The organism is Jeotgalibaca dankookensis, from assembly GCF_002005405.1.
GTDB lineage: Bacteria > Bacillota > Bacilli > Lactobacillales > Aerococcaceae > Jeotgalibaca > Jeotgalibaca dankookensis.
Map to the genome: position 1 here is coordinate 1,169,775 of NZ_CP019728.1, position 23,954 is coordinate 1,193,728.

The 23,954-nt window shown below is 37.1% G+C and carries 20 protein-coding genes and 1 pseudogene; 6 read left to right on the top strand and 15 right to left on the bottom strand.

Going from position 1 to position 23,954, the window contains the following annotated elements; genetic code table 11:
- Positions 1 to 95 precede the first annotated feature (95 nt).
- Positions 96 to 1,958, top strand: coding sequence for a heavy metal translocating P-type ATPase (locus BW727_RS05795; protein ID WP_062468942.1), 1,863 nt, complete (start codon positions 96 to 98; stop codon positions 1,956 to 1,958).
- 53 nt (positions 1,959 to 2,011) lie between these two features.
- On the opposite strand, the gene BW727_RS05800 is transcribed toward BW727_RS05795, so the two are convergent.
- The 3 genes from BW727_RS05800 to BW727_RS05810 form a co-directional block, all read right to left on the bottom strand.
- Positions 2,012 to 2,716 carry a Crp/Fnr family transcriptional regulator gene (locus BW727_RS05800; RefSeq protein ID WP_062468939.1) on the bottom strand — a complete coding sequence of 235 codons (705 nt, stop codon included), beginning with the start codon at positions 2,714 to 2,716 and terminating at the stop codon, positions 2,012 to 2,014.
- A gap of 116 nt (positions 2,717 to 2,832) precedes the next feature.
- Entirely contained in the window at positions 2,833 to 4,104 is a 1,272-nt protein-coding gene (locus tag BW727_RS05805; RefSeq protein ID WP_062468937.1) for a RidA family protein, read from the bottom strand.
- Between the two features lie 153 nt (positions 4,105 to 4,257).
- Positions 4,258 to 5,385, bottom strand: coding sequence for an Mbeg1-like protein (locus tag BW727_RS05810; protein ID WP_062468934.1), 1,128 nt, complete (start codon positions 5,383 to 5,385; stop codon positions 4,258 to 4,260).
- A 135-nt stretch (positions 5,386 to 5,520) separates the two neighbouring features.
- On the opposite strand from BW727_RS05810, the gene BW727_RS05815 reads away from it, so the two are divergent.
- Positions 5,521 to 5,847, top strand: coding sequence for a hypothetical protein (locus tag BW727_RS05815; RefSeq protein ID WP_062468930.1), 327 nt, complete (start codon positions 5,521 to 5,523; stop codon positions 5,845 to 5,847).
- 54 nt (positions 5,848 to 5,901) lie between these two features.
- Here the strand turns inward: BW727_RS05815 and BW727_RS05820 are convergent, their stop codons facing one another.
- The 3 genes and pseudogenes from BW727_RS05820 to BW727_RS05830 form a co-directional block, all read right to left on the bottom strand.
- Positions 5,902 to 7,986 carry an ABC transporter ATP-binding protein/permease gene (locus tag BW727_RS05820; protein ID WP_062468926.1) on the bottom strand — a complete coding sequence of 695 codons (2,085 nt, stop codon included), beginning with the start codon at positions 7,984 to 7,986 and terminating at the stop codon, positions 5,902 to 5,904.
- A gap of 142 nt (positions 7,987 to 8,128) precedes the next feature.
- Positions 8,129 to 8,961: pseudogene (gene fghA, locus BW727_RS05825) on the bottom strand (S-formylglutathione hydrolase).
- A 4-nt stretch (positions 8,962 to 8,965) separates the two neighbouring features.
- On the bottom strand, positions 8,966 to 10,081 hold the full coding sequence (locus BW727_RS05830; protein ID WP_062468920.1) for an S-(hydroxymethyl)glutathione dehydrogenase/class III alcohol dehydrogenase: 1,116 nt from the start codon (positions 10,079 to 10,081) through the stop codon (positions 8,966 to 8,968).
- Between the two features lie 107 nt (positions 10,082 to 10,188).
- Between BW727_RS05830 and BW727_RS05835 the strand changes: the two genes are divergently transcribed.
- Positions 10,189 to 10,530, top strand: a complete 342-nt coding sequence (locus BW727_RS05835; RefSeq protein WP_439644572.1) for a winged helix-turn-helix transcriptional regulator — start codon at positions 10,189 to 10,191, stop codon at positions 10,528 to 10,530.
- A 56-nt stretch (positions 10,531 to 10,586) separates the two neighbouring features.
- Here BW727_RS05835 and BW727_RS05840 read toward each other — a convergent pair whose 3' ends face one another.
- Genes BW727_RS05840 through BW727_RS05855 form a run of 4 tightly spaced genes read right to left on the bottom strand, consistent with a single transcriptional unit; the run spans position 10,587 to position 14,807 of the window.
- Positions 10,587 to 11,627: a MupG family TIM beta-alpha barrel fold protein gene (locus tag BW727_RS05840; protein ID WP_062468913.1), complete on the bottom strand. Its 1,041-nt coding sequence runs from the start codon at positions 11,625 to 11,627 to the stop codon at positions 10,587 to 10,589.
- Positions 11,620 to 13,044, bottom strand: coding sequence for a PTS transporter subunit EIIC (locus BW727_RS05845; RefSeq protein WP_062468909.1), 1,425 nt, complete (start codon positions 13,042 to 13,044; stop codon positions 11,620 to 11,622). Before BW727_RS05845 ends, BW727_RS05840 begins: the two co-directional genes overlap by 8 nt.
- 27 nt (positions 13,045 to 13,071) lie before the next feature.
- Positions 13,072 to 13,962 (bottom strand): N-acetylmuramic acid 6-phosphate etherase, encoded by an 891-nt coding sequence (gene murQ / locus BW727_RS05850; protein WP_062468906.1) that lies wholly within the window; start codon positions 13,960 to 13,962, stop codon positions 13,072 to 13,074.
- A complete protein-coding gene (locus BW727_RS05855; protein WP_062468901.1) occupies positions 13,962 to 14,807 on the bottom strand; it encodes a MurR/RpiR family transcriptional regulator in 846 nt (281 codons plus the stop codon). The genes murQ and BW727_RS05855 overlap by 1 nt, the downstream gene beginning before the upstream one ends.
- A gap of 179 nt (positions 14,808 to 14,986) precedes the next feature.
- Here BW727_RS05855 and BW727_RS05860 point away from each other — a divergent pair, with 179 nt between their 5' ends.
- Positions 14,987 to 16,096 carry a YibE/F family protein gene (locus tag BW727_RS05860; RefSeq protein ID WP_077795780.1) on the top strand — a complete coding sequence of 370 codons (1,110 nt, stop codon included), beginning with the start codon at positions 14,987 to 14,989 and terminating at the stop codon, positions 16,094 to 16,096.
- Positions 16,093 to 16,866 (top strand): YibE/F family protein, encoded by a 774-nt coding sequence (locus BW727_RS05865; protein WP_062468896.1) that lies wholly within the window; start codon positions 16,093 to 16,095, stop codon positions 16,864 to 16,866. Before BW727_RS05860 ends, BW727_RS05865 begins: the two co-directional genes overlap by 4 nt.
- A 37-nt stretch (positions 16,867 to 16,903) precedes the next feature.
- Here BW727_RS05865 and BW727_RS05870 read toward each other — a convergent pair whose 3' ends face one another.
- On the bottom strand, positions 16,904 to 17,302 hold the full coding sequence (locus BW727_RS05870) for a cupin domain-containing protein (protein WP_149025732.1): 399 nt from the start codon (positions 17,300 to 17,302) through the stop codon (positions 16,904 to 16,906).
- A 136-nt stretch (positions 17,303 to 17,438) separates the two neighbouring features.
- Positions 17,439 to 18,395 carry a 2-hydroxyacid dehydrogenase gene (locus BW727_RS05875; RefSeq protein ID WP_062468890.1) on the bottom strand — a complete coding sequence of 319 codons (957 nt, stop codon included), beginning with the start codon at positions 18,393 to 18,395 and terminating at the stop codon, positions 17,439 to 17,441.
- A gap of 399 nt (positions 18,396 to 18,794) precedes the next feature.
- Here BW727_RS05875 and BW727_RS05880 point away from each other — a divergent pair, with 399 nt between their 5' ends.
- Entirely contained in the window at positions 18,795 to 20,510 is a 1,716-nt protein-coding gene (locus BW727_RS05880) for an IS1182 family transposase (protein WP_418268835.1), read from the top strand.
- On the opposite strand, the gene BW727_RS05885 is transcribed toward BW727_RS05880, so the two are convergent.
- From BW727_RS05885 to BW727_RS05895, 3 genes are read right to left on the bottom strand one after another with little or no spacing between them, the layout of a single operon-like run.
- Positions 20,480 to 20,932 carry a SprT family protein gene (locus BW727_RS05885; protein ID WP_062472359.1) on the bottom strand — a complete coding sequence of 151 codons (453 nt, stop codon included), beginning with the start codon at positions 20,930 to 20,932 and terminating at the stop codon, positions 20,480 to 20,482. The two genes, BW727_RS05880 and BW727_RS05885, sit on opposite strands and share 31 nt — an antisense overlap.
- Positions 20,933 to 20,936: 4 nt before the next feature.
- Positions 20,937 to 23,099 carry a Tex family protein gene (locus BW727_RS05890; protein ID WP_062472356.1) on the bottom strand — a complete coding sequence of 721 codons (2,163 nt, stop codon included), beginning with the start codon at positions 23,097 to 23,099 and terminating at the stop codon, positions 20,937 to 20,939.
- A 13-nt stretch (positions 23,100 to 23,112) separates the two neighbouring features.
- Entirely contained in the window at positions 23,113 to 23,853 is a 741-nt protein-coding gene (locus BW727_RS05895; RefSeq protein WP_062472342.1) for a metallophosphoesterase family protein, read from the bottom strand.
- Positions 23,854 to 23,954: the final 101 nt, after the last annotated feature.

The following is a 23,954-nucleotide window of genomic DNA, read 5'->3' on the forward strand; positions in this document are numbered from 1 at the left end:
GCATCAATTTTTTATTATAACCAACATTGTATAGTTTAAATATAGAGAGGCCAGTTGAGACTTGCCACTACTAAACAGACAAAGGGGATACAATCATGCAACTATATATATTAAGTAAAAAAAATCAAATCACTATTATCAGTGGACTTTTGATTCTATTCGGCTTCTTTAGCCATTTTATTTTGAATAATTTATTTTTATCAGAATGGTCATTAATCATTGCTTCTATTTTTGGGGTTGCGCCTATCGCGATCCAAGCTTTCCAAGCATTAAAAGTAAGAGTAATCAGTATCGATATTTTAGTTACCATTGCCGTTATTGGGGCATTTTTAATCCAAAACTATGAAGAATCCGCAATTGTAACTTTTTTATTCTTATTTGGACACTTTTTAGAACAACGAACCTTAAATCAAACTCGGTCTGCTATAAAAGAGCTAACGGATATGGCGCCGGAAAGCGCACTCAGACAAGTCTCAGATGGTGAATTTGAAGAAGTTGAAGTCGATGATGTCGATGAAGGCGACATTCTACTCGTTAAAACAGGTGCAAAGGTCCCAGTGGATGGCACTGTTCTTGTAGGTGAAGGTCATATTAATGAAGCCAGTATTACTGGTGAATCTGTTCCAACAAATAAGGGAGTCGATTCTGAAGTTTTTGCTGGAACTATACTCGAAAATGGAACCCTTCAAATTCGTGCCGACCGGGTTGGAGAAGATACGACCTTTGGAAAAATTATTGAGTTAGTTGAAGAAGCACAGGATTCGAAATCTGAAGCGGAACGCTTTATTGACCGTTTTTCTAAATATTATACGCCCGCTGTTCTGGTTATTTCTATCCTAGTTTGGGTAATTAGTCGCGATGTGGAACTTGCAATCACAGTCCTTGTTCTCGGTTGTCCGGGTGCTTTAGTTATTGGGGTTCCTGTTTCTAACGTAGCTGGAATTGGTAATGGCGCACGAAATGGTGTTTTGCTAAAGGGGAGCGAAGTGATTCATGACTTCAGCCGTGTAGATACAGTGGTTTTCGATAAAACCGGAACACTGACAATCGGTAATCCCGAAGTAGCAGAAATAGCAAATTATTCGGATAATCAAAAAGCTGTATTTGGGTATTTAGCGAGTGTGGAACGTGAATCTGATCACCCTCTCGGAAAAGCAATTTTGGATTACATTGGTAATACAACTTATTCTCCTGTTGAAGAAACGCAAGTTGTTAAAGGTGGCGGTATTATTGCAAAAGTAAACGGTCATCGCATTGTAATCGGGAATGTTGCTTTGATGGAGCAAGAAAATATTATTCTCAACAAGGAAGCACAAAAAGACATTAAAGAGTTCGAAAAAAATGGGAACTCACTTGTTTTAACAGCTGTCGATGGTTCATTAGAGATTTTAATAGGTATCCGTGACCAAATTCGTCCAGGCGTTAAAAAAGATCTCCAAGCTTTAAAGAAATTAGGCGTAAAAAATCTTGTCGTTCTCTCTGGAGATAATCAGGGTACCGTTAATTTAGTAGCAAAAGAATTAGGATTAACAGAAGCTCATGGTCATATGCTCCCAGAAGATAAGTCCTCTTATATCGCAAAATTACAAAAAGAAGGCCAAATTGTTGCATTTGTTGGTGATGGTGTCAATGATAGCCCTTCTCTTGCACTGAGTGATATTGGAATTGCTATGGGTAGCGGAACGGACGTTGCAATCGAAACTTCAGATGTCGTATTGATGAATTCAGATTTTAGTCGTTTACCTCATGCCTTAGGTTTAACAAAAGCAACAGCCCGTAATATGAAACAAAATATTTTGATTGCTGTTGGTGTTGTGCTAATTTTGTTGTTCAGTGTCTTTTTCAGCGATTGGATGAATATGTCGATTGGTATGCTCGTCCATGAAGGAAGTATTCTCGTTGTTATTTTTAATGGTATGCGGTTATTAAAATATCAACTGCAAGGAGTTAAAAACTAACTAAATTTATAAAAACACACTTAATCCTTATAGGACTAGGTGTGTTTTTTCGATTAAACTAATAATAACCCATCGATGTCAATAATTTTTATTTTCTTATGGCTTAATTGCTTAATATAGCCCCGTTCTTCTAACTCATTAAATTTACGACTAATGGTTTCAGGCGTCGTCCCTAAGTAGGATGCCATATTTTTTTTAGTCATCGGAAGGGTTAATTCAAGTGATTCAGAATCTGCTTCATCTAAACTTTCAACTAAAAATAAAGCAATACGTGTGTCTACTTGTTCAGTTGAGAACCGTGTCGTTTGTTTTTCCGACTCTTCAAGTCGGTTAGAAAATTCAGAAAGGAACTTCAGCGATATAGAAGGATACTTTAATAATAAATCTTGTATATCGGAACGTTTAATCATACAAATTTTAGTGTCTTTCATTGCTTCGGCGTAGGATTCATGAATACCTTCAGAAAACAAAGCCATTTCACCCGTAAAATCCCCTACATTTAGTATCCGAACCAGTTGCTCTTTACCGGATGCCGATAGGCGGTAGATACGCACTCTTCCGCTACTAATGATGTAAAGAGAATCCGACTTATCTCCCGCATGATAAATGATTTCGTTTTTTTGATAAGATACCGATTGCGTTGTTTTCATTATTTCATTCAGCTGTTCTTCTTCTAAGTGATTAAAAATCGGAACCAAAGAGACACACGACTTGTGCAACCCTTCATTTTTATCTAGATGTACATCGCAGTGACTCATACGATTGTTCCCTCCTTTTTATAAGAAAAATTTCTCCTTATCATTATTGTAACAAATTTACTTGATGAAATCAGATAAAAAAAAGACGTTACTCAGTGAGTAACGTCCCAATAAGATTAAACGATTGGTGGTGTTCCTTCAGTATTACCAACTACTGCGTCAACTTGAAGCAATGCGCCTTCAGGTAAAGCTGCTACTTCAGCAACCGTACGAGCAGGTGTGCCTTCTGGGAAGAATGATTGATAAGCTTCGTCAATAGCTTCCAAGTCTGCTAAGTCTTTAACAAATACATTTACCTTTACAATATCTTCCATTGCATGGTCGATACTTTCTACAATCGCTTGGATGTTTGTTAGAATTTGTTTTGTTTGTTCTTTTACATCACCAGCTACCATTTGACCGCTTTTTGGATCAATTCCTAGTTGTGCAGAAAGGTGGTTGTAGTGAGAAAATGCAACAGTTTGTGTAGACAATGAATCAATTGGTGCATTTTCTGTATTATTAGCTTCAACAATTAAACCATGGCGATCTTCAATTGCTTGTGGAGGTGTCCCATCACCATGGGATACAACTGCATCCATTTGTACCAAAGCACCCATTGGTAAATTAGAAGCTGCTACAATTGTACGCGCTGGTAAATAGTTGACTGCCCTTGCAATACCAGAATCAGGGAAAAAGGCTGCATAAACTTCGTTAACAGCTTCTAGATCTGAATAGTTTTTTAAATAAACGTTTACTTTAACAATGTCATCAAATGGAACGTCAATACTTTCTAGAATTGCCTTCATATTTTTAAGACACTGACGCGCTTGTTCTTTCACGTCTTCTGCAACAATTCTTCCTGATTTAGGTTCGATTGGCAGTTGAGCAGAAAGATTATTATAATGAGAAAAAGCGACTGATTGTGTTGATAGATGACTGATTGGTGCGTGTGCTGTATTGTTGGTAAGTTTTATTAAATCACCGGCTTGTGGTTCATTAGGAATTGTTCCTTCACCGTAGGACAAAAGTGCTTCTACTTGTACGGACGCATCCATTGGTAAAGCTTTTACTGCTACCACTGTACGTGCTGGTACATAACTTGGAAATGCTGCATGGTATGCTTCTTCAACAGCATCCATGTCCATCATGTTGGTAACAAAAATATTAACACGAACAACATCTGTCATTACATGGTCAATACCTTCTACAACTGTTTTAATATTTTTAAAACATTGTTCCGCCTGTTCTTTCGCGCCCCCTGCTACCAGTGAACCTGTTTGAGGATCGATCGGTAATTGTGCAGAAAGATTGTTGTAATGAGAAAAAGCTACGGTTTGAGAATAAGGACCAATATTCTTTGGAGCACCTTCGATATTCCTTGATAATACTGCGTTAAAACCAGTCATTGTATGAGTCTCCTTTATTGTATACGTATTTTATATAACAACCAAACGTGAAAGCGTTTGTGTCAACTTTTATTATAACAAAGATTTGTTCTCTTTGATATATGCGTTTTTATTATTTCAAACTATTTTTTTAGTGAATATGTTCATATACTTCTAGCCTAATCTTCTAATAAAGCTTAACTTTCTATAAAATGACTTGTTTTCTTCTTTTTCTCGATCAAATAAAAAGAGTCGTAAAAGTTCTTTTGAAATCTCTATAACATAACTTCTTATTTCTGGATCCACACTGTTATAAATAATACTGATATCTTTGATGCTTTGAATTGAAAGAAAATTTCTAAGATCATCAATTGTGCAAATATTTAACCTTTTAAACCCTTGAAAAAGTTCATCGGTGGCCCGTTCTCTCTGTTCCTTCGAAACAGTTTTTAACCAAGTAGAGATGGAATTAGATAATTGCCGTGAGATCGGACTGATTTCGTTCACTCTTATCAGTTCCCCTTCTTTAATCAACCAGGAATAAGGATCATGTTGATATAAACTAACACTGGAACTTTTAATAACAAATATAGGCTCAGATGAATTCATTAACGTACCAAAAAAAGAAAATTGCGGAACATATTTTTCTGTTATTTTAAGAATATTGTTGTATCTTTCTGAGTTAGCAAATTCAATGGGAAAACCTGGACCATCAAAATTATATACTTTTTTAATACGGTTTACGTATTCTTCTTTGCATGTTGTAGCAGCATAAACTGCGATATTCCCCCCTTTTGAATGTCCACTAACCGTCACTTCATAAGGATATTGGGAAGCCGTTTGTTCTAAATAAGCTTTTGCAGAAAGCTGAGACGGTACGTACTCTGAATACATCATATTAAAGTCTTCCTTCCAACCAATCATTGTAGAATCGGTACCACGAAAGGCAATAAATAATTTATTACCATTGACTAAATAAGTTATAGCTGCAAATTGCTTATCAATTTCTTCTACTAATTGATTTTGGAAATCGACAATTTGAACATTTTGGAAGACAGGATTTTGAATAAGTGCATTTATAAAATGAACGTGATTTTTTTTAAATACACTCTTTTCTCCTAAACGAAATGCTTCACTCGCCTTTTCTTTTTCTAAATCTGCTATTTTTAAAGGAAGTTTTTCGTTAAAGAAAGGTATTTTTTCAAATTCAAAATAAATTGACTGTGCTAGTATTAATGCATCTAAATGCCTGTTTGTATCTATTTCTTTACTTGTAGTGTTTACATACTCAATAATATTCATTTCTATCACCCACATTTCTAAAAAATGGCTTGTCTTTCTATTTTAGCTACTTTGACAAAGTATACCGAAGTAATCGCTTAACTACCACCATTCCAGTATAATAGAAATAGAATTCACTAAATGAGGGGTGACACAATGAACGAGAGAATGAAAAAAGCAATCATTGGCGGTGCTGTCTTAGGTATCCTCTGTGTAATTGGAGCATTCATAAGGTCGGGGTTTTCAGCTTCACCTATTTTCGTTTTTTCCCTTTGGTATAATCGTGTTTTACTTGGATTAATTGTAGGAGCACCATGGCGCCATACAGACCGGTTACGTGCTTTGTTTCGTAGTGCCTTACTGGGTTTATTCGTTTCTTTTGCTTTTTATAGTACGACTGGTTTCCAAGATCCCATTAGTTTTGTAGCCGGTATTATCTATGGGGTTTTATTAGAAGAGTGGTTAATTCGAACGAGTCATTAAAAAAGTAAACCGTTCCCCTAAAAGAGAAGCGGTTTGTTTTTATTGTTTTTTTTATTAATCTCCTCTTCTTAAAGCCTCAACAGGGTCTAATTTGGCTGCTTTATTGGCTGGTAGTAATCCAGCAAGTACACTTATGATGGTACTAATTAAAATTCCTGCCCCTGCATATAAAGGCGTAATGTGGAGAACCGTTGCATCAAATGTTCTTTCAACAATAATATTTCCGACTATCGTTAAACCATATGCAATGGCGACCCCCAATACGCCACTAAAAAGTCCAATTAAGAAAGATTCAGAAACAAAAATGCGTCTAATATCTTTCTTCCGGCCGCCTATAGCTTTAATCACGCCGATTTCTCGGGTTCGCTCAACAACACTAATATAAAGAACGGTCAAAATCATAATGGCCGATACAAGTAAGGAAATTGCTGCAACACCAGTTAAGATGTAGGTGAAAATATCAAGCAATTGACCAAAGACATCAATTAAAATATCAGCTGAAGACCCGCCATACCCCAGTTCCTTCACTTGATTTTTAATGTCAATAGTAAATGCTTCTGATTCTGAAGTAAGGTAAATAACATTTGCATCTATGCTTTGATCACTTTCTTCAGCCAAAGCTTCAAACGTTTCCATAGTCATAAAAACAGAATCAAAAAAGCCAGTAGGTCCAACTGCATCTCCGGGGTTATAAATACCACTTACAACATAAGCCCCTTCTAGTGTTTCTCCTTCTACTTCAACTTTTACAAGAACTTCTTGACCAATCATTTCAGAAGCTTCATCCACGATACTAGTTGCTAGGCCTTCGGTTATTAAAATTTCATTTTCTTGGGGCATTTCACCAAACATTAAATTGGCAGGTGTCATATCTGGCGATATTGTTCCAAAGTTCATATAAGTGTAAGATTCATCTTCATATTCGATTGCATTGCTTGTGAAGGAAAAAGCTGTAAAGCCCTCGGTAATCTCCTCTACGTGATCAATCGCTTCAAGCTCTTCGATGTTTTCTTCTTCAAAATATAAATCGTTTTGTGTACCAGGTGGCCCTTGAAAATCAGGTCCTAAATTTTCGTCAGCAGTTGCATCTCCTCCGGGAAATGCCGGAACATCAGCATTCATTTCATCCTCTTGGGCTGCTTCTTCTTCTTCACGTTCTTTTTTAGCTGCTTCGGTTTCAGTTTCTTCAGTCATTTTAACTTGCACGACAAGCGGATTGACATTTTCATTCATGATATCGGTTAGATAGTCATTAACGCCTTTACCTAGAGATAACATCAACACAATACTCATAATTCCAATACTACCACCCAAAGCAATCAAGAGATTTCTACCTAATTTTTCTTTCATGTTTAAAAAGGCCATGCGAATAGCAGAGAAGAAAGATAAATTTTTATTTGTCTGTTTATTGTCAAGTTCACGCATTTTAAAATCACTATCAACTTCTTTTATTGGTCCGGTATATTTATTGTCAATAATTTCACCGTCAGCAATCGTTACAACCCGACTCGATCTGCCCGCTACCAATTCCGAGTGCGTAACAAGAATAACCAATTTCCCATTTTCTGCAATTTTTTGAATAATATCAAGCACCTGGTTACTCGTTTCTGAATCTAAAGCGCCCGTTGGTTCGTCTGCGATAATAATATCAGGGTCGTTTACCAACGCACGCGCAATTGCCACACGTTGTTTTTGACCTCCTGAAAGCTGATTAGGTTTTTTATTCAGTTGATCTTTCAAACCCAATTGCTGTAAGATTTCTTTTGCACGGTTAATACGTGTTTCTTTATCAACATTGGATAAAGTCATAGCTAACGTTACATTATCTAGAATTGATAAATGCGAAACAAGGTTAAAACTTTGAAATACAAAACCTACTCTTTCTTTATGGTATTGCACCATTTCTTGTTCTGAATATTTACCGATATTTTCTCCATTTACAACGATATCGCCAGTAAACTGCGAGTCTAATCCACCAAAAAGGTTCATCAATGTCGATTTACCACTCCCAGACTCGCCAATAATGGATACAAGTTCTCCTTTTTCAAATGACAGATCAATGTCTTTCAGGGCGTGAAATTTTTCATCATCACCTATAGGATAATACTTATTTAATTTATTTACTTCTAAAAAAGCCATTCATAGTCATTCCCTTCTTCAAACTTAGACTTCTACCTTTACTTCATCTTAACAGAAAAAGCGTCTACAAAAATACAAATTGCTTTGACCCAATAAAAAAGAAGCCACTAAAAATTAGTTGCTTCTCTTCTTGTTCCACTAGCTATTTATTTAATTGCTCGACGTGAAAGGCAATATGCTGACCTATAAAAGTCGAAATAGTAAAGTAACTATGATCATAGCCATCTTTTTTATCATACTGTACCGGTTTATTCTGGGCTGCTTTCATAAAAGCGTCTTCCTGTAATTGAACATCATAAAAAGTATCCGCTGTTCCTTGCGTAATCAGAATGGGAGGAATTTGATCCATTTGCTTGATTAAGGAAGTTGCATCCCATTCATGCCAGGTACTTTCTTCAGAACCGAGATAAGCGTTAAATGCCTTAATCCCCCAAGGAACCTGAATGGGGTTAAGAATGGGAGCAAAAGCAGATATGGAACTGAAACGATTAGAATTTTTTAAACCAATCATTAAAGCGCCATGTCCTCCCATTGAATGTCCTATGATACTTTCCTTACCCGAGTACCCTGGCACTAAGTCATGCATAATTTGAGTTAATTCTTGCGTTATATAAGTATACATGTGATAGTTTTCAGCCCATGGTTCTTGAGTCGCATCTACATAAAAACTAGCACCTTGGCCCAAATCCCAATCATTACTGTCGGGAATATTATCCCCTCGGGGTGAGGTATCTGGTATCGCGATTGCTACTTTATGCTTTGCTGCATATTCTTGGAAGCCGCCCTTTTGACTAAAATTATCATCGGTGCAAGTTAAGCCAGATAGCCACCAAATTAATGGGATAGCATCCTCTATTTCTGCTGGTGGTAAATAAAGGCTAAATATCATTTCACAGTTTAAAACCTGGGAAAAATGCTTATACTTACGCATTTCTCCCCAAAGGTTAGATGCATTTCGATTATTTCTACCATCATATTTTTACCCTCCATATGTTAAAATCGTTCGAATTGACTCTCCTTTATGTAAGAGATCAAAGGCTTCATTGATATCTTTAAAGTCAAGTTCATGGGTAATAAAAGAGTCCAAGTCAATGTCACCATTCATATAGTCTAAAACCATCCCTGGCAACTCAGTTCTTCCTTTGACGCCACCAAAAGCTGAACCACGCCAAACACGTCCGGTTACTAGTTGGAAAGGACGGGTTTGAATTTCTTTCCCAGCTCCGGCAACCCCTAGGATTACGCTCTCGCCCCACCCTTTATGACAACATTCTAGAGCTGATCGCATGATATCCACATTTCCAATACATTCAAAGCTGTAATCAACGCCACCATCTGTCATTTCTACAATAACATCTTGAATAGGACGGTCGTATTCAGTGGGGTTAACAAAGTCAGTCGCACCCATTTTTTTAGCTAATTCCCATTTACCTGGGTTAATATCAATCGCAATAATCCGTTTAGCATTGGCTTTCTTTAATCCTTGAACCGCTGCTAGTCCAATTGCGCCTAAACCAAATACAGCCGCTACTGCACCTTCTTCGACTTTTGCTGTATTTTTGACTGCACCTAGGCCGGTTGTAACCCCGCAACCAAGTAGACAAACTTTATCTAGGGGAGCATCATCGTCAATTTTTACTAAGTTTACTTCATTGACGACGGTATACTCACTGAAGGTACTGGTTCCCATATAATGATAAATTGGTTCTCCTTGGTAAGAAAAACGACTGGTTCCATCTGGCATAAGTCCCTTACCTTGTGACTCACGAACCGAGCTACACAGATTCGTTTTTCCGGAAAGACAAAATTTACACTTCCCGCACTCTGCTGTATACAAAGGAATCACATGGTCCCCTGGTTTAACCGATGTTACCCCTTTACCAATTGACTCTACAATTCCGCCACCTTCATGACCTAATATAGCGGGGAAAACGCCTTCTGGGTCTTCTCCAGACAAGGTAAACGCATCTGTATGACAAACAGATGTATATAATATTTTAACCCGTACTTCATTCTCCTTTGGATCCTCTACGTCAATCTCCACGATTTCAAGTGGTTGATTTGGTCCGAAAGCTACTGCTGCTCTACTCTTCATATACATACCCTCTTTCTTATAGAGTCATTGTATCGTATACTAAGATAAATAGTAATACTGACAAATTTGTCACTGTATTTTCGCAAAAACGAAAGAAGGTTTATGTGTTGATTGTTTACAAAGGGAAAGAGTTTCATCAAGAAAAAGATTTAGCTATGTCAGTTATTGGAGGGCGTTGGAAGATTGCAATCGTATGGGCTTTACTTCACCAACCTACTTTACGTCTAAGTGAGTTAGGCCGGCTGTTCCCAGATATTAACCAAAGAATGCTCATCAGACAATTAAGAGAGCTTGAAGAGGATGAAATTATCCACCGCACTGTTTATCCGGTTGTTCCACCTAAAGTAGACTACCAACTAACTGATGTTGGCTTACAATTAGAACCTGTCGTCACTGCGATTTGTAATTGGGGCGAAACCTTTCATCACTATATCCGTTCGACTGATTAATTATTTATAGTCATAAAAAAAGCCTTAAGGATAAAAAACTTCCTTAAGGCTTTTTCTTATTGCGCTGCTGGTACAAACATAAACTTTTCACCATTATAGAGACTGTTAAGGAGTAAATGATACTTCTGATTCAATTTACCTATCGTGTTTACACGTTCATCTTGCGGGTAATCAGCTTTAGTAATTTGAATTTCCCCAGAATAGCGTTTATAGTTTTTATTATCCATTGTAACAGATCCTCGTACCCGTTTAACCATATGATGTGGTTCTACCTCTTGACCTTGTTGAGCATACTGTCTAGATTCTTGGACGCGGATCAAATTACTCGGTGAATCAACTCGAACGGTATAGAGTTGGTTGTAAAGATTTTTATTTATTTCAGAAAACATAATCGGAAGGCGAATGATTTGGTCATTTAAATAATCCATAATCAGGTCTAACTCGTAATCAGACAGTGTCACATCACCTAAAAATACTGTATCGATTTTATATTTTTTTATTAAATCTACAAACTGTGCGTAAGGTGCTAGAGAACGATGTGACTCCAAAGTCGGCAGCCCTTCATGTAAGGGGCCACGCTTTTGTTTATCACCAGCAATAAATGCCATCGTTTTAGCTGATAATACCTGAATACGTTCATTAAGTGACAGGAAGAATCCTTCATCTAACCCTGTTTCCGGTCTGGGATAAAAATTGTGCATATAGAAAGCATCTGAATTGAGTGGCCCTTCTTTTAAAATAGTCGAAGCATTATAGGTAACTCCATAAGGGATGCCATCTAATTTCACTTTACTTAAATCAAAACCAAAGTCTAGCCTTACATTATCTAAATTTAAGCGCGTTATGAGAGAGGATAAGTTCTCTTCATTAAATCGCGTAAGTGTTAGAGGAGATACATCTGCCATCACCCAAAATCCATTCTCGTCTAACCACTCACACATTTCTTCTACTTCTTGAACATAAGTTTCGTTTAACTCTTCTGAAATATGCAGGGACGTAAAGATTCGAATGTTTCTAAACTTTAATTTTTCAAGAAATTGACGTTGTTGTTGGAAAGTAGAGACATAAACTGCAAACCCCAATGAATGATTAGACATTTAAAACATCTTTTTCTTTAATAAAGGCACGTGTGATAATAAAACCACCAACATAAGAAATAAGGACACCAATTGCATAGTGCATCATTTTACCAGGTTGCATCAAAGGAAGTGCGACCCACCCAGAAGGACCCCAGGCATTCGCCATAACACCCATCATCATGACATAAGCACCACCGAATCCTGCTCCTAAACCTGCAGTAATAAAAGGTTTACCTAATGGAAGGGTCACACCATAAATTAACGGTTCCCCAATACCTAAAATACCTGCTGGCAAAGCACCTGCGATTACTTGTCTTAAACGATCGTTTCCGGCCTTTTTAGCAACAAAATAAATCGCAATAGCAGCTCCTACTTGGCCAGCGCCAGCCATAGCAAGTACTGGGAATAAAGAAACACCGCCTAATGCCTCTAGTTGAATGGCATAAATAGGAATAAGGCCATGATGCAAACCTAGTAATACCATTGGTAAAAATGCAGCTGCAAGGATATAACCTGATAGTATGCTGACAAATATATTATCTGAACCAATAATATAACCTAATCCTGTAACCAACCAATCAGATAAAAATCCGGAAACTGGCATAATAACGAAGGCCATTAAAATAGCAGTAATCAGCAAAGTAACAACGGGTGTTACAATTAAATCTAAAACATCAGGAACGACTTTACGAATCCATCTCTCAACACGGGCAAGGATAAACACTCCAAATATAACGCCAATAATGCCACCTTTTCCCGTTGTTAATATAGAGTTCAAAGGTTGTTCAGCATCGTAAAGGCCAACGTGTGTTGATAAATCAATCAAAGGTGCTGCAATTGACATCGCACCAACCATTCCACCAAGTGCCTCTGTTGCACCAAAACGCTTTGCAGCATTAACCCCTGTAAAAATAGCAAAATAACCTAAGAAAGAGTTTCCAATTAGAGCAAACGTAATTCTTGCTCCTTCAAAAAAACCACCGGTTAAAACACCATCCGTTAACATTTGACCCAGTAAACTACTGAACCCTTGGAAAATACCAGCAGCAATAATAGCGGGAATCATTGGAATAAAAATATTTGAAATAGTTGCAATTGCTTGTTTGAACTTTCCTTGGTTTTGTTGATCTTTAATAGCTTGCTTATTTTCCTCCCAGTTATTTTCTGAATCTGTGGAAGAACGGACATGATACTGTTCAATCAAAATATCATTTGCCTTTTTAGCAGTACCAGGTCCCACAATTACTTGATAAGTATCTGCGTCATTAATGCCCATGACTCCTTCAACTTTTTTTAATGCTTCTTCATCCACAATACTTTTATCTTTTAAATTTAAACGGACGCGCGTCATGCAGTTAGTTGAAGAATTAATATTTTCAGGGCCACCAATCGCGTCTACAATTTCCTTAACGAGTTTTTCGTTACTTTTAACCATTATTTTTCCTCCTTTTTTTAACAATATTTACAATGCTTTTCGAACATAACCTTGAGATTCCTCTAACTTTTTATTAGCTGTTTCTTTGTCGACAGATAATAAAATCATAATTATGGCAACCTTAACTTTCCCCTCACTTTCTGCCAAAGCTTTTTTGGCTATCTCTCTATCAACATCAGTGGCTTTCATAACTATGTTTTCAGCTCTAGAAATCAACTTTTTATTGGTTGGTTGTACGTCGACCATTAAATTTTTATAGACTTTCCCAATACCAACCATTGAGAGTGTTGATAGCATATTAAGAATCATTTTTTGAGTAGACCCTGCTTTAAGGCGTGTAGATCCGGTCAAAACTTCAGGACCTGGCACTGCGTCAATAGCAATCGTTGCTACTTTGCCGATTTCACTGTTTTCGTTACAAGCGACTGATATGGTTGGAACTCCGATTTCATTTGCGTAATTTAACGCACCGATAACATAAGGGGTTCGGCCACTAGCAGCTAATCCAACGACAACGTCATTTGTATTGAGATCAATTTTTATTAAATCTTCTTTTCCTAGTACGGGGTTGTCTTCTGCTCCTTCAATTGCTTCTGTAAAAGCACGCTCTCCCCCTGCAATTAAACCGACTACCTTTTCTTTAGGAGTACCAAAAGTTGGCGGACATTCAGCTGCATCTAGAACACCTAAGCGTCCACTTGTTCCCGCTCCAGTGTAAATAAGACGCCCACCTTTTTTTAGTTGCTCCGTAATTGTTTGGATAGCCTTTTCTATTTCTGGAAGTACTTTTTCTATTGCTTCTGCTACCTTTTTATCTTCATTGTTCATAACGATAAGAGCTTCTTTTATACTCATTTTATCGAGTTCTAGCGTATGAGGATTTTGTTTTTCAGTTTCCATTTTCCTTAAATTTAACATTAATAACGCTCCTTTTTTATTTGGGTTTTTTCTAAAATTTCCAATGACTCTTCATAAATTTTATTAATATAGCTGGTATAAAGAATATCAATTACATTTAGCTGTGACATCCGCGATGACATTGCACCACTTCTAAAGCTTACTTCATTTGATGGAACATAAATAGCATAATCAGATAAGCGGTTGATTGGTGATTCCTCTGCTTTGGTTATAGAAATAACGGTCGCGCCATTTTCTTTCGCTGTTTGTGTACACGTTATCATTTCTTTCGTTTGACCGGAGTAAGAAATGACTAACGCAACGTCTCGCTCACTCATATTTTTAGCCATTAATAACTGTGTATGCCAATCTTCACTGACATATGCCATCTTGTTTATACGCGTAAATTTTAATTGTGCATCTTTAGCAACTATAAGGGATGCGCCTATCCCAAAAAGTGTAATTCGATCACATTCGAATAGTTTATTAACACAAGCTTTTATCACCTCTGTATCGATCATTTTTTCTGTTTCTTCTAAAGTCTGTATATTTTTATGGGTCACCTTATAGATGATATCTTCCACTTCATCTGTCCGCTTCAGATCAGAAATTGTTTTGTTTTTATAATTGGTTTGCACTGCCTGTTCATAAATTAAATCCTTCATAAACTCTCTATAACCGGAATAACCATTTTTCTTACAGAGTCTAATAATAGTCGAAGGAGAAGAAAATGTTTTTTCAGCTAACTTATAAACCGTCATGCGACTGGTTTCTTGAGAATTTTTTAAAATGAAATCGATAATAGCAATTTCAGTTGGACTTGCGTCTTTTTTATATTCTTTTAATTTTAATGTTATAATTGCCATTCACTATCACCCTTTTCATCTATAGTTTAACAATCTAAAACATAGTGTCAACAGAACACTTACATTATGAAACAAAGTACCTAAAGTTGATTGTTGTTACTAACAAACTTCCGATTAGACACCTACAAGTATGCTAAAATAGAGGGGTGCGATATTTCGCTTTTAACGGAGGTATACCTTTGAATATAACAGATAATAAAAAACAACTCTTCTTAAGTGGTCTAACAATCCTTTTAGTATTATTTTCAGTAGTATTTGTTAAAAATAATCATTTCTTATACAAGCATGCAATTGTAGAGATAAACCAAGTCACTTTAAACGAACGCGAAGAAATTATGGATTTACCTGATATAAAAGATACCTTATTTCATCAAACACTCGTTGGGACATTAAAAAACGGTTCTCAAAAAGGAGGAACGGTTGTTTTAAACAACACCTACTCCTCTTCTGGTGCATTTGATCACCAATATCAGCTTGGCGATGAGGTTTTTATTACTATAGACAATGATTTAAAGCGGCCTTATGAAGGAAGAATTGACTACCCCAAACGAGACAGTACGCTTCTTCTTGTAGTCTGGCTTTTTATCATAACGGTCATATTAATTGGGAAGAAAAGTGGCCTTTATTCTTTACTCAGTTTGACTTTGAATATTTTTGTAGGGTTATTTATCTTATCGGCTGTTCCTAAAAAAACCAGTCTTTTACTGCTAATTAGTTGTTTGGTTTTATTCTTTACAGTAACTTCATTATTGCTCATTAGTGGTAAGAACAAAAAAACCTACTCTGCTATTCTAGCAACATTATTAGGTACATTTGCTGCATTTGTGATTGCTTTTTTCGTCATGGCAGCTACCTCGCAAAAGGGCTTGCGGTATGAAGAGATGGCATTTGCTACTCGGAATCCGCAAAGCGTATTTTTGGCGAGCCTACTCATTGGCTCATTGGGTGCAGCCATGGATATAGCTATTACGATTACTTCATCCCTTTATGAGCTTTACGACAAAAATAATCATATTAGAAAAAGTGATTTAAAAAAATCTGGTGTAGAAATAGGCAGAGATATTATGGGAAGTATGACAAATGTTATCTTTTTTGCCTATGTCAGTGGAAGTATACCGATGCTGTTATTATATTTAAAAAATGGTTCATCAATTGGGTTTACTTTCTCGATGAATTTATCACTTGAATTAGCGAGAGCTGCTGTTGGTGGGATTGCTATTGTTTTAACGATTCCGATTAGTGTTTATATAGCAACTGCTTTTATTAATAGAGGGAGGGAGGATAAATGACAACCTTATTTGGCTTATTAATCATTCTCTTTGTTGCTATGCACCTCGTTGGAGGCGAAAAAGGAACGCGTTCTTTTATAGCACTCTTTTTAAATTTCTTAATTATTTTTATGGCTATTTTTTTATTAGCCAATTCTTCAATTAACCCTATTTTGCTTACACTGATTGCCTGTCTGGTCATCGCTTGTGTTAATTTGTTTTACATAAACGGTTTGAATTTGAAATCCATCACTGCTTTTATCGGAACGATTTTGACACTCTTAGTCTTAATCGGGATTATTTTTATCATTGTTAAACAGTCTATGATTCAAGGCTTTGGTATAGAAGAAATTGAGGAATCGACTTACTTCATTCTTTATATAGGAATTGACTTCATTGAGCTTACCATTGCCACCATTATTATGGCTGTTATTGGTGCTATTACTGATACCGCTATTTCTATTTCCTCGGCTATGAATGAAATATACGCACATCATCCTGAAATGAATCGTCTCAGACTCTTCGAATCAGGCATGAATGTTGGGAAAGATATTTTGGGGACAACAACAAATACCCTGTTTTTTGCTTTTATTGGTGGTTATTTAGCATTGATTTTGTGGTTTGAGGATTTAAATTACTCTTTTGGAGAAATTATTAATTCTGAGGTATTTAGCTCCGAGATTATTTCCATCCTGGCGATTGGAACCGGAGCAATTCTAGTTATTCCTATTACAGCGTGGATTGCCACTCTCATCTTTATCCATTATCATGATAAAGCTGTAAGCATATAAAAAAGCATCTCAGAATTGAGATGCTTTTTTTGTATATTTATTTTTTTAGCGCGTCTTTATGGTCAGCTAGGATAAATCCAATCGGCGTTGGTCCAGCAATTCCTAACATCATAAATTTCTTATCGGAATTATTGGTCATTCCGTGTTTTTCACTAGCACGTGCCACAATGATGTCACCTGCTTTGATGGGCACCATTTGTCCACATTCTGGATAATAATCGGCAGTTCCTTCAATCACAATCCAAATATCATCTGCCACTTCATGAGAATGAATAGGCAAGGATTGACCAGGATTCATACACCAAACAGCACCTACTGTATTAGGCGTTTCATAGAATACTTTCTTCGTTGCTTCTTCGTCTCTAAATTCTTGAATATCTGGCCAGTGAAAAATACGATCTTTTAAGTCTGCTCTATCTACTTGTTTAAATTCCACTCTATTCTCCTCAACTTTCTTATGTTCAATCATTCACATTTTATTTTTAAGAAAAAACTGCACTATCTAGAGCAACTCTAAATAGTGTAGTTTTTTGTGCTCTTATTACACATCCTAGATTATTTGTTAGTTATTATTAACGTTTGATAATATTTTGTGGATTACCATTTAAAAATGCAAGTGTATTATCAAATGCAATCCCTGCACGGAGTTCCATTGCTTCATCAGTCAAGAATCCTACGTGTGGTGTTAAAATAGCATTTTTTGCATCTAGCAGCTTGTAGTCTCCTGGGATTGGTGGTTCCATATCGAATACATCAATTCCCGCTCCCGCAATCACACCTTCATTTAAAGCATCAGCTAAAGCATCGTTATCAACAATCGGGCCACGGGCACAGTTGATTAAAACTGCTGATTCTTTCATAAGTGCTAATTTTTCTTTAGAAATCATTCCTCTTGTACCTGGAACTAACGGTACGTGAAGCGAAACAATATCTGCTTGTTTTAGAAGATTGTCTAATTCCATGTACTCAATATCTAATTCTTTTGAGTCTGGGTTTTCATTATGATCAAGTGCAATTAAATTAGCTCCAAACGCTTTAAATAATTTAGCTGTTTCAATACCAATCTTACCGGTACCAATTAAACCAACTGTTTTCCCTTTAATTTCTCTACCTTGGATTGCTCCTGGGTACTCTTCAGCACGGACGTCTTTATTGCCTTGGGTAATTTTACGGAATAAGTCTAATACAAGACCAATAGTCAATTCAGCAACTGCTTGATTTGCATACCCTGCTGCATTAGAAATCAAAATTTCTTGATTTTTAGCTTCCGCTATACCAACGTGGTCTACTCCTGTAAACGCAACGTTGATTAATTTCAAGTTGTCATTTTGATCAATCACTTCGGCTGGGTATGGATTGTTCGCAATCATAATAATATCAGCATTTTTACTTCTTTCTGCTAATTCATCAGTATCTGTTGTTTTGGTATTGTAATAAACAAATTCGTGACCTGCTTCTTTGATGGGTTTAGCTAACTCCTCTATAAGTGCATCTGGAACATTTAATGGTTCTAGTAATTTAACTAACATTTTATCCATTCCTTTCAAAAATAGTTTAATGTGCTTATAAAGAGAAAATTAACAATTTGTTATTTTTTTCACTTTTTGATTTCACATTGTGTATATTAAACAAAAATAGTCTCTTTTTGTACATTTTATACATATCTATTTTAATAAACGCTCACACTATCCTCTCTATCATTTTCCTCCCATGCTTCTTTTATTAAATTCTACCATACCGACTCCTCATTTTGGTAGCGTTTCCTTTTAGTTTCAACGAGGGGCTGGGAAAAGACTGAGTCTCTGAATAAAGAAAATTCCCCACTCTTTCATTTTGAAAGAGTGGGGAATTTTTATCGTTTTAAAAGACACAGTGAGTCGAATACCTTATAATTTAAGTACGACCAAAAACCAAAGGAGTGACTCACCGTGTATCAAAATTATAACACAATGGAAACAGCCTTCACACTACAATTGGATTTTACAATCCCGAATGACCATGAAGCCCGCCTCATTAGCCGTTTTGTCGATTCGATTCCTTCGGAATTTCTTTTGGAAGAAACGTCTCATACAGGTCGTCCTGCTTTTCATCCCGCCATGCTTTTAAAAATGTGTTTGTTTGCCTATAGTCGCACAACCTTTTCTGGACGCAAAATAGAACGGATGAATGAAGAATCCATTCCTATGAAGTGGTTAACGGGCGATACTCCTATTAGCTACAAGACTATCAATAATTTCCGGTCAAGTGAGCACGCATCAAAACTCATCAAGTATGCCTTTATTCTTTTCACAACACTCTTGAGTGACAACGGCTTGATTCATGAAGATGCGCTCTATATCGATGGTACAAAGATACAAGCCGATGCCAATATTTATAGTTTCACTTGGAAGAAAGCAATTGCACGCTATGAAGCGAAACTCAATGACAACGTTTCACAATTGTATGAGGAGCTCATCCAAGCAAAAGTAAACCTCGCTCTATCGGAAGAGACCTTACAAACATCCGAAGGCATTGAAGAAATAATCGGTTCCCTAGACAAAGAACTTGTGGCCGTTGAAGCGGCGATTACAGAAGAAAAAGTGATTCCCAAAGGGGGTTCAAAACTGAAGCGACGTCGTCGCATCCTCAAGAAACATCGGAATAAATGTAAAAAAGATTTCTTGCCGCGTAAGCAACGCTATAAAGAAGCAAACGCCATATTTGATGGCCGCAACAGTTTCTCAAAAACAGATACAGACGCAACGTTCATGTGCATGAAAGAAGACCCGATGAAGAACAGTGAGTTAAAACCAGGTTATAATCTTCAAGTCGCATCGAGCAATCAGTTTGTCATTGCGTATGATATTTTTTCAAATCCGACGGATACACGCACGTTTATCCCTTTTTTAGAATCTATTCAAACGTTAGATTTATTTAAATATATCGCCGCAGACGCTGGCTATGGCAGTGAAGAAAATTACGAGGCGGTTCTGGATACCTTTCAGAAAGTACCGCTCATTCCATACGGCATGTATCATAAAGAGAACAGTAAAACCTATCGTTCTAATCCTAAACACCGCGCTAACTGGGACTATGATGAGATTAAAGATGCTTATACAGATTTAGACGGCGTCCATTTTAGTTTCTCACATTACAGTACGCGAAATGATAAGAACGGTTACCAAAGACAATTTAAAGTATACAAGGCTGATGAGGAACAACCGGACGAAACACGCAAGCAATTAGCCAAGACACCGAAAGGTGCCCAGCGCCAGACAGCGGTCAACTATAACTGGGAATACTTTAAGCAGCATGCAAAAGAAAATCTTGAAAGCGATCGTGGCAAAGAAATCTACGCACAACGAAAAATTGACGTAGAAACTGTTTTTGGTCGTTTGAAAGGTGTATTTGGCATGCGCAGAACCCATGTCAGAGGTAAGCAAGCCGTTCATAATGACATCGGCATCATGCTTATGAGCATGAATCTTACAAAACTAGCCCTTGAGGCTAGAAGGAAAGTGGGTTCTTTTTACAAAAAAGCAGTAAAAAATAAAAATCGTAATGAAACAATCAGAATTTTGATTCTTTCATTACGATTTTTTTATTGGAGGCTAGTTTTTTCCCAGTCCCGGTATTATTTTTCTATTTGTTTCAGCTTACCGTGACACTTTCCACATCGGTACTTAGTAATATTTATTTTTCTCTTACGAGAAAAAGCTTGGTTACAAGATTGGCACTTATAGTGGCAGTAGGTACCCATCTCGTCTTTTGTACGTAAGTCTGCCACGTAACGAGAACCACCCGTTTTAACAAGCAATGTCTTAAAAGCTTGATCTTGATGCCGATAACCAGATCCTTGAAGGTGTAAATGATAGTGACAAAGTTCATGTTTAATAACTCCTACCAACTCATCTCTTCCATATATTTCAAGAATACGTGGGTTAAAATCAAGATTGTGACTGCTCAGATGATACCTGCCTCCGGTAGTCTTGAGTCGACTATTGAAAGTAGCTTTATGAAGAAACGCCTGAGAGAAATAAGTAATTGACAGTTCTTCCACTAGCATTTGTAATTCTTGTTCGTTCATGAAATCATTTTCCTAACATGGTTAAGGCAATCCGCCCCTTTTTAACGTCTACTGACTCAATCCAAACTTTAACAATGTCGCCAACTGCCACAACATCAGTGGGATGTTTTACAAATTTATTAGTCAACTTAGAAATATGAACCAAGCCATCTTGTTTAACACCAATATCTACAAAGGCTCCAAAATCGACAACATTACGGACTGTGCCCTCAAGCTCCATTCCATCTTTTAAATCTTCCATTGATAGCACATCTTGACGTAAAAGCGGTTGGGCAACATCTTCACGCAAATCGCGCCCGGGCTTCGTCAACCCGTGTAGAATATCATTTAAGGTTTCCTTACCAAGACCTGTCTTTTCAATCGTCTGGGCTTTATCCAATTTGGCTAATTCTTCGCGGGCTTTGTCTGTTCCCACGTCTTCTAACTTTAGATTTGCTAGTTCTAATATTTTCTTTGCTTCTGAATAACTCTCAGGGTGAATATCCGTATTATCTAAAATGTTTTTACCCTCAATAATACGTAAGAATCCAGCAGACTGTTCAAAAGCTTTAGGCCCTAGACGAGGGATTTTCTTCAACTGAGTGCGACCTGTAAAAGCACCATTCTCCTCTCTAAAGGTCACGATATTCGTTGCAATGGTTTTGTTGAGACCGGAAACATGCTCTAAGAGCGGTGCACTAGCAGTGTTTAGATTTACGCCTACTTGGTTCACGGCAGTTTCAACTACAAAATCAAGACTTTCTGTTAGACGTTTTTGAGATACATCGTGTTGATACTGACCGACACCGACTGATTTCGGGTCTATTTTAACAAGTTCTGCTAAGGGATCTTGCAGTCGGCGTGCAATACTAATGGCACTTCTTTCTTCAACCTGAAAATCGGGAAATTCTTGACGTGCTAAGTCACTTGCCGAATAAACCGAAGCGCCAGCCTCATTAACAATCACGTAATAAACTGTTTGAGGGATTTGCTTAATTTGCTCGGAAACAAAAACTTCTGACTCCCGACTCGCTGTGCCATTACCGATTGCAACCATTTCAACTTGATAGTCTTGAATAAGCTGTCTGAAACGTGGACCTGCTTCTTTCATTTTATTAGCTGATACGCCTTGGTGGGGATAAATGACATCTTTAGCTAACACCTTTCCAGTATCATCCACAATAGCTAACTTACAACCCGTCCGGAAGGCTGGGTCGAAACCCATCACAACTTTTCCTTTCATTGGAGCTTGTAGCAAGAGGTTTCGTAAATTTTCGCCAAACACTGAAATAGCTTGTTCTTCTGCTGTCTCAGTTAGTTCATTCCTAATTTCACGCTCAATAGCAGGACCAATAAAGCGTTGGTAACTATCTTGACAGGCATTTTCAATGAACGGGACTACGAAACTTTGAGCATTCTTTATCATTTGTTTCGATAAGTAATCATAAATTTTTTCAACATCAATATGAAGAGAAACCTTCAAAATATTTTCTTTCTCACCACGGTTCATGGCTAGCACACGGTGCGGCTGAACGCTGTTAATTGCTTGTGAAAAATCATAATACATTTCGTAGACCCCTTTTTCATCGGCCTCTTCATCTTTAACTGTCGAAGCGATTTGACCAAACCTTCGGGTAAATTCACGAATGCGTTCTCGAAATAACGGCTCATCACCTACTATTTCGGCAATAATCTCATGTGCCCCTTGTAAAGCGTCTTCACTAGTTAAAACTTCATCATTAATAAAAGAATGAGCTTTCTCTTCTAATGATCCTTCAGTTGGAAAAGTTAAAATCCAATTTGCGAGTGGTTCAAGACCGTTTTCCCTCGCCACCGTTGCTTTGGTTCGACGCTTTTGTTTATAGGGACGATACAAATCTTCAACCCGTTGCATTTTTTCAGCAGCTTGAATTGAAAGGCGTAATTCTGGTGTCATTTTACCTTGTTCTTCAATCGTATGAATCACTTCGTCTTTACGCTTCTCAAGTCCGGTTAAGTAATTGTAACGCTCTTCTACTTCACGTATTTCTACCTCGTCTAGAGTCCCTGTCATTTCCTTTCGATAACGCGCAATAAAAGGAACGGTGTTTCCTTCAGCTAGTAACTTCAATACAGCATCAATTTGATTGCCTCTGTAAGAAGTGAGTTCTTTTTTTAATAATTGTACAACTTTATCCGTTTCTGCCATTTTTTATTTCCTCTCATAAGTAGTGATTCACTTGTAATAAGTTATTTTGTTTTTCAATTCCATAATGGTCCACAATTCCAGACTGCGCAAGCACGAGGCCATGTAAAACACCACCGTATACCGCACCCCCATCGATCCCAATCTTATGATCTTTCATCCAGATATTGGCATTTTTTGTTTGTCCATGGAGGTAGAAAGTAGGCGTATGTCCAAATACTATTGTTTTTCCTGTGTGATTGTGCCCATTATGGAAGGGGTCACGTATCCAATAAAACTCTTCAGGGTCTGTTTCCTTCCAATCTTTTTTTTCTAAATCGACTCCTGCATGAACAAAAAGATATTTTTCCCACTCATGATATAAAGGTAAGGACTGGATAAAGGGAAGCAATTTAGGATATTCTCTTCTTAATTTATCAGCTAATTGAAATGGATCTATACGTAAATCTGTTTCATTTCCAAGAAATGAACGGATGGTTACTCCACCGCCATTAAGAAAGTAGTTTCCAATATAGTCGCCCGGTTGATTTAAGAAATTTAACAACATTTGTTCGTGATTCCCTCTTAAACAAATAGCCCCTTCTTCTTCCACAAGTTGCATAACTTTTTCAAAACAAGCACGTGATTGGGGACCACGGTCAGCTAGATCGCCAATGAATAATAGTTTTTGTTTTTCAGGTTCCCAAAAAGACAAGAGTTTTTCTAGCATGGCAAACTCTCCATGTATGTCGCCAACAACAAAATATTCTTTAAACATATCCTTCCCTCCTGACTGGATTCCCCTATATTTTAACATAACTCATTGATTATGCTATTTTTACACCTAACTAAAAAACGAACATTTAATTATAAAACTTT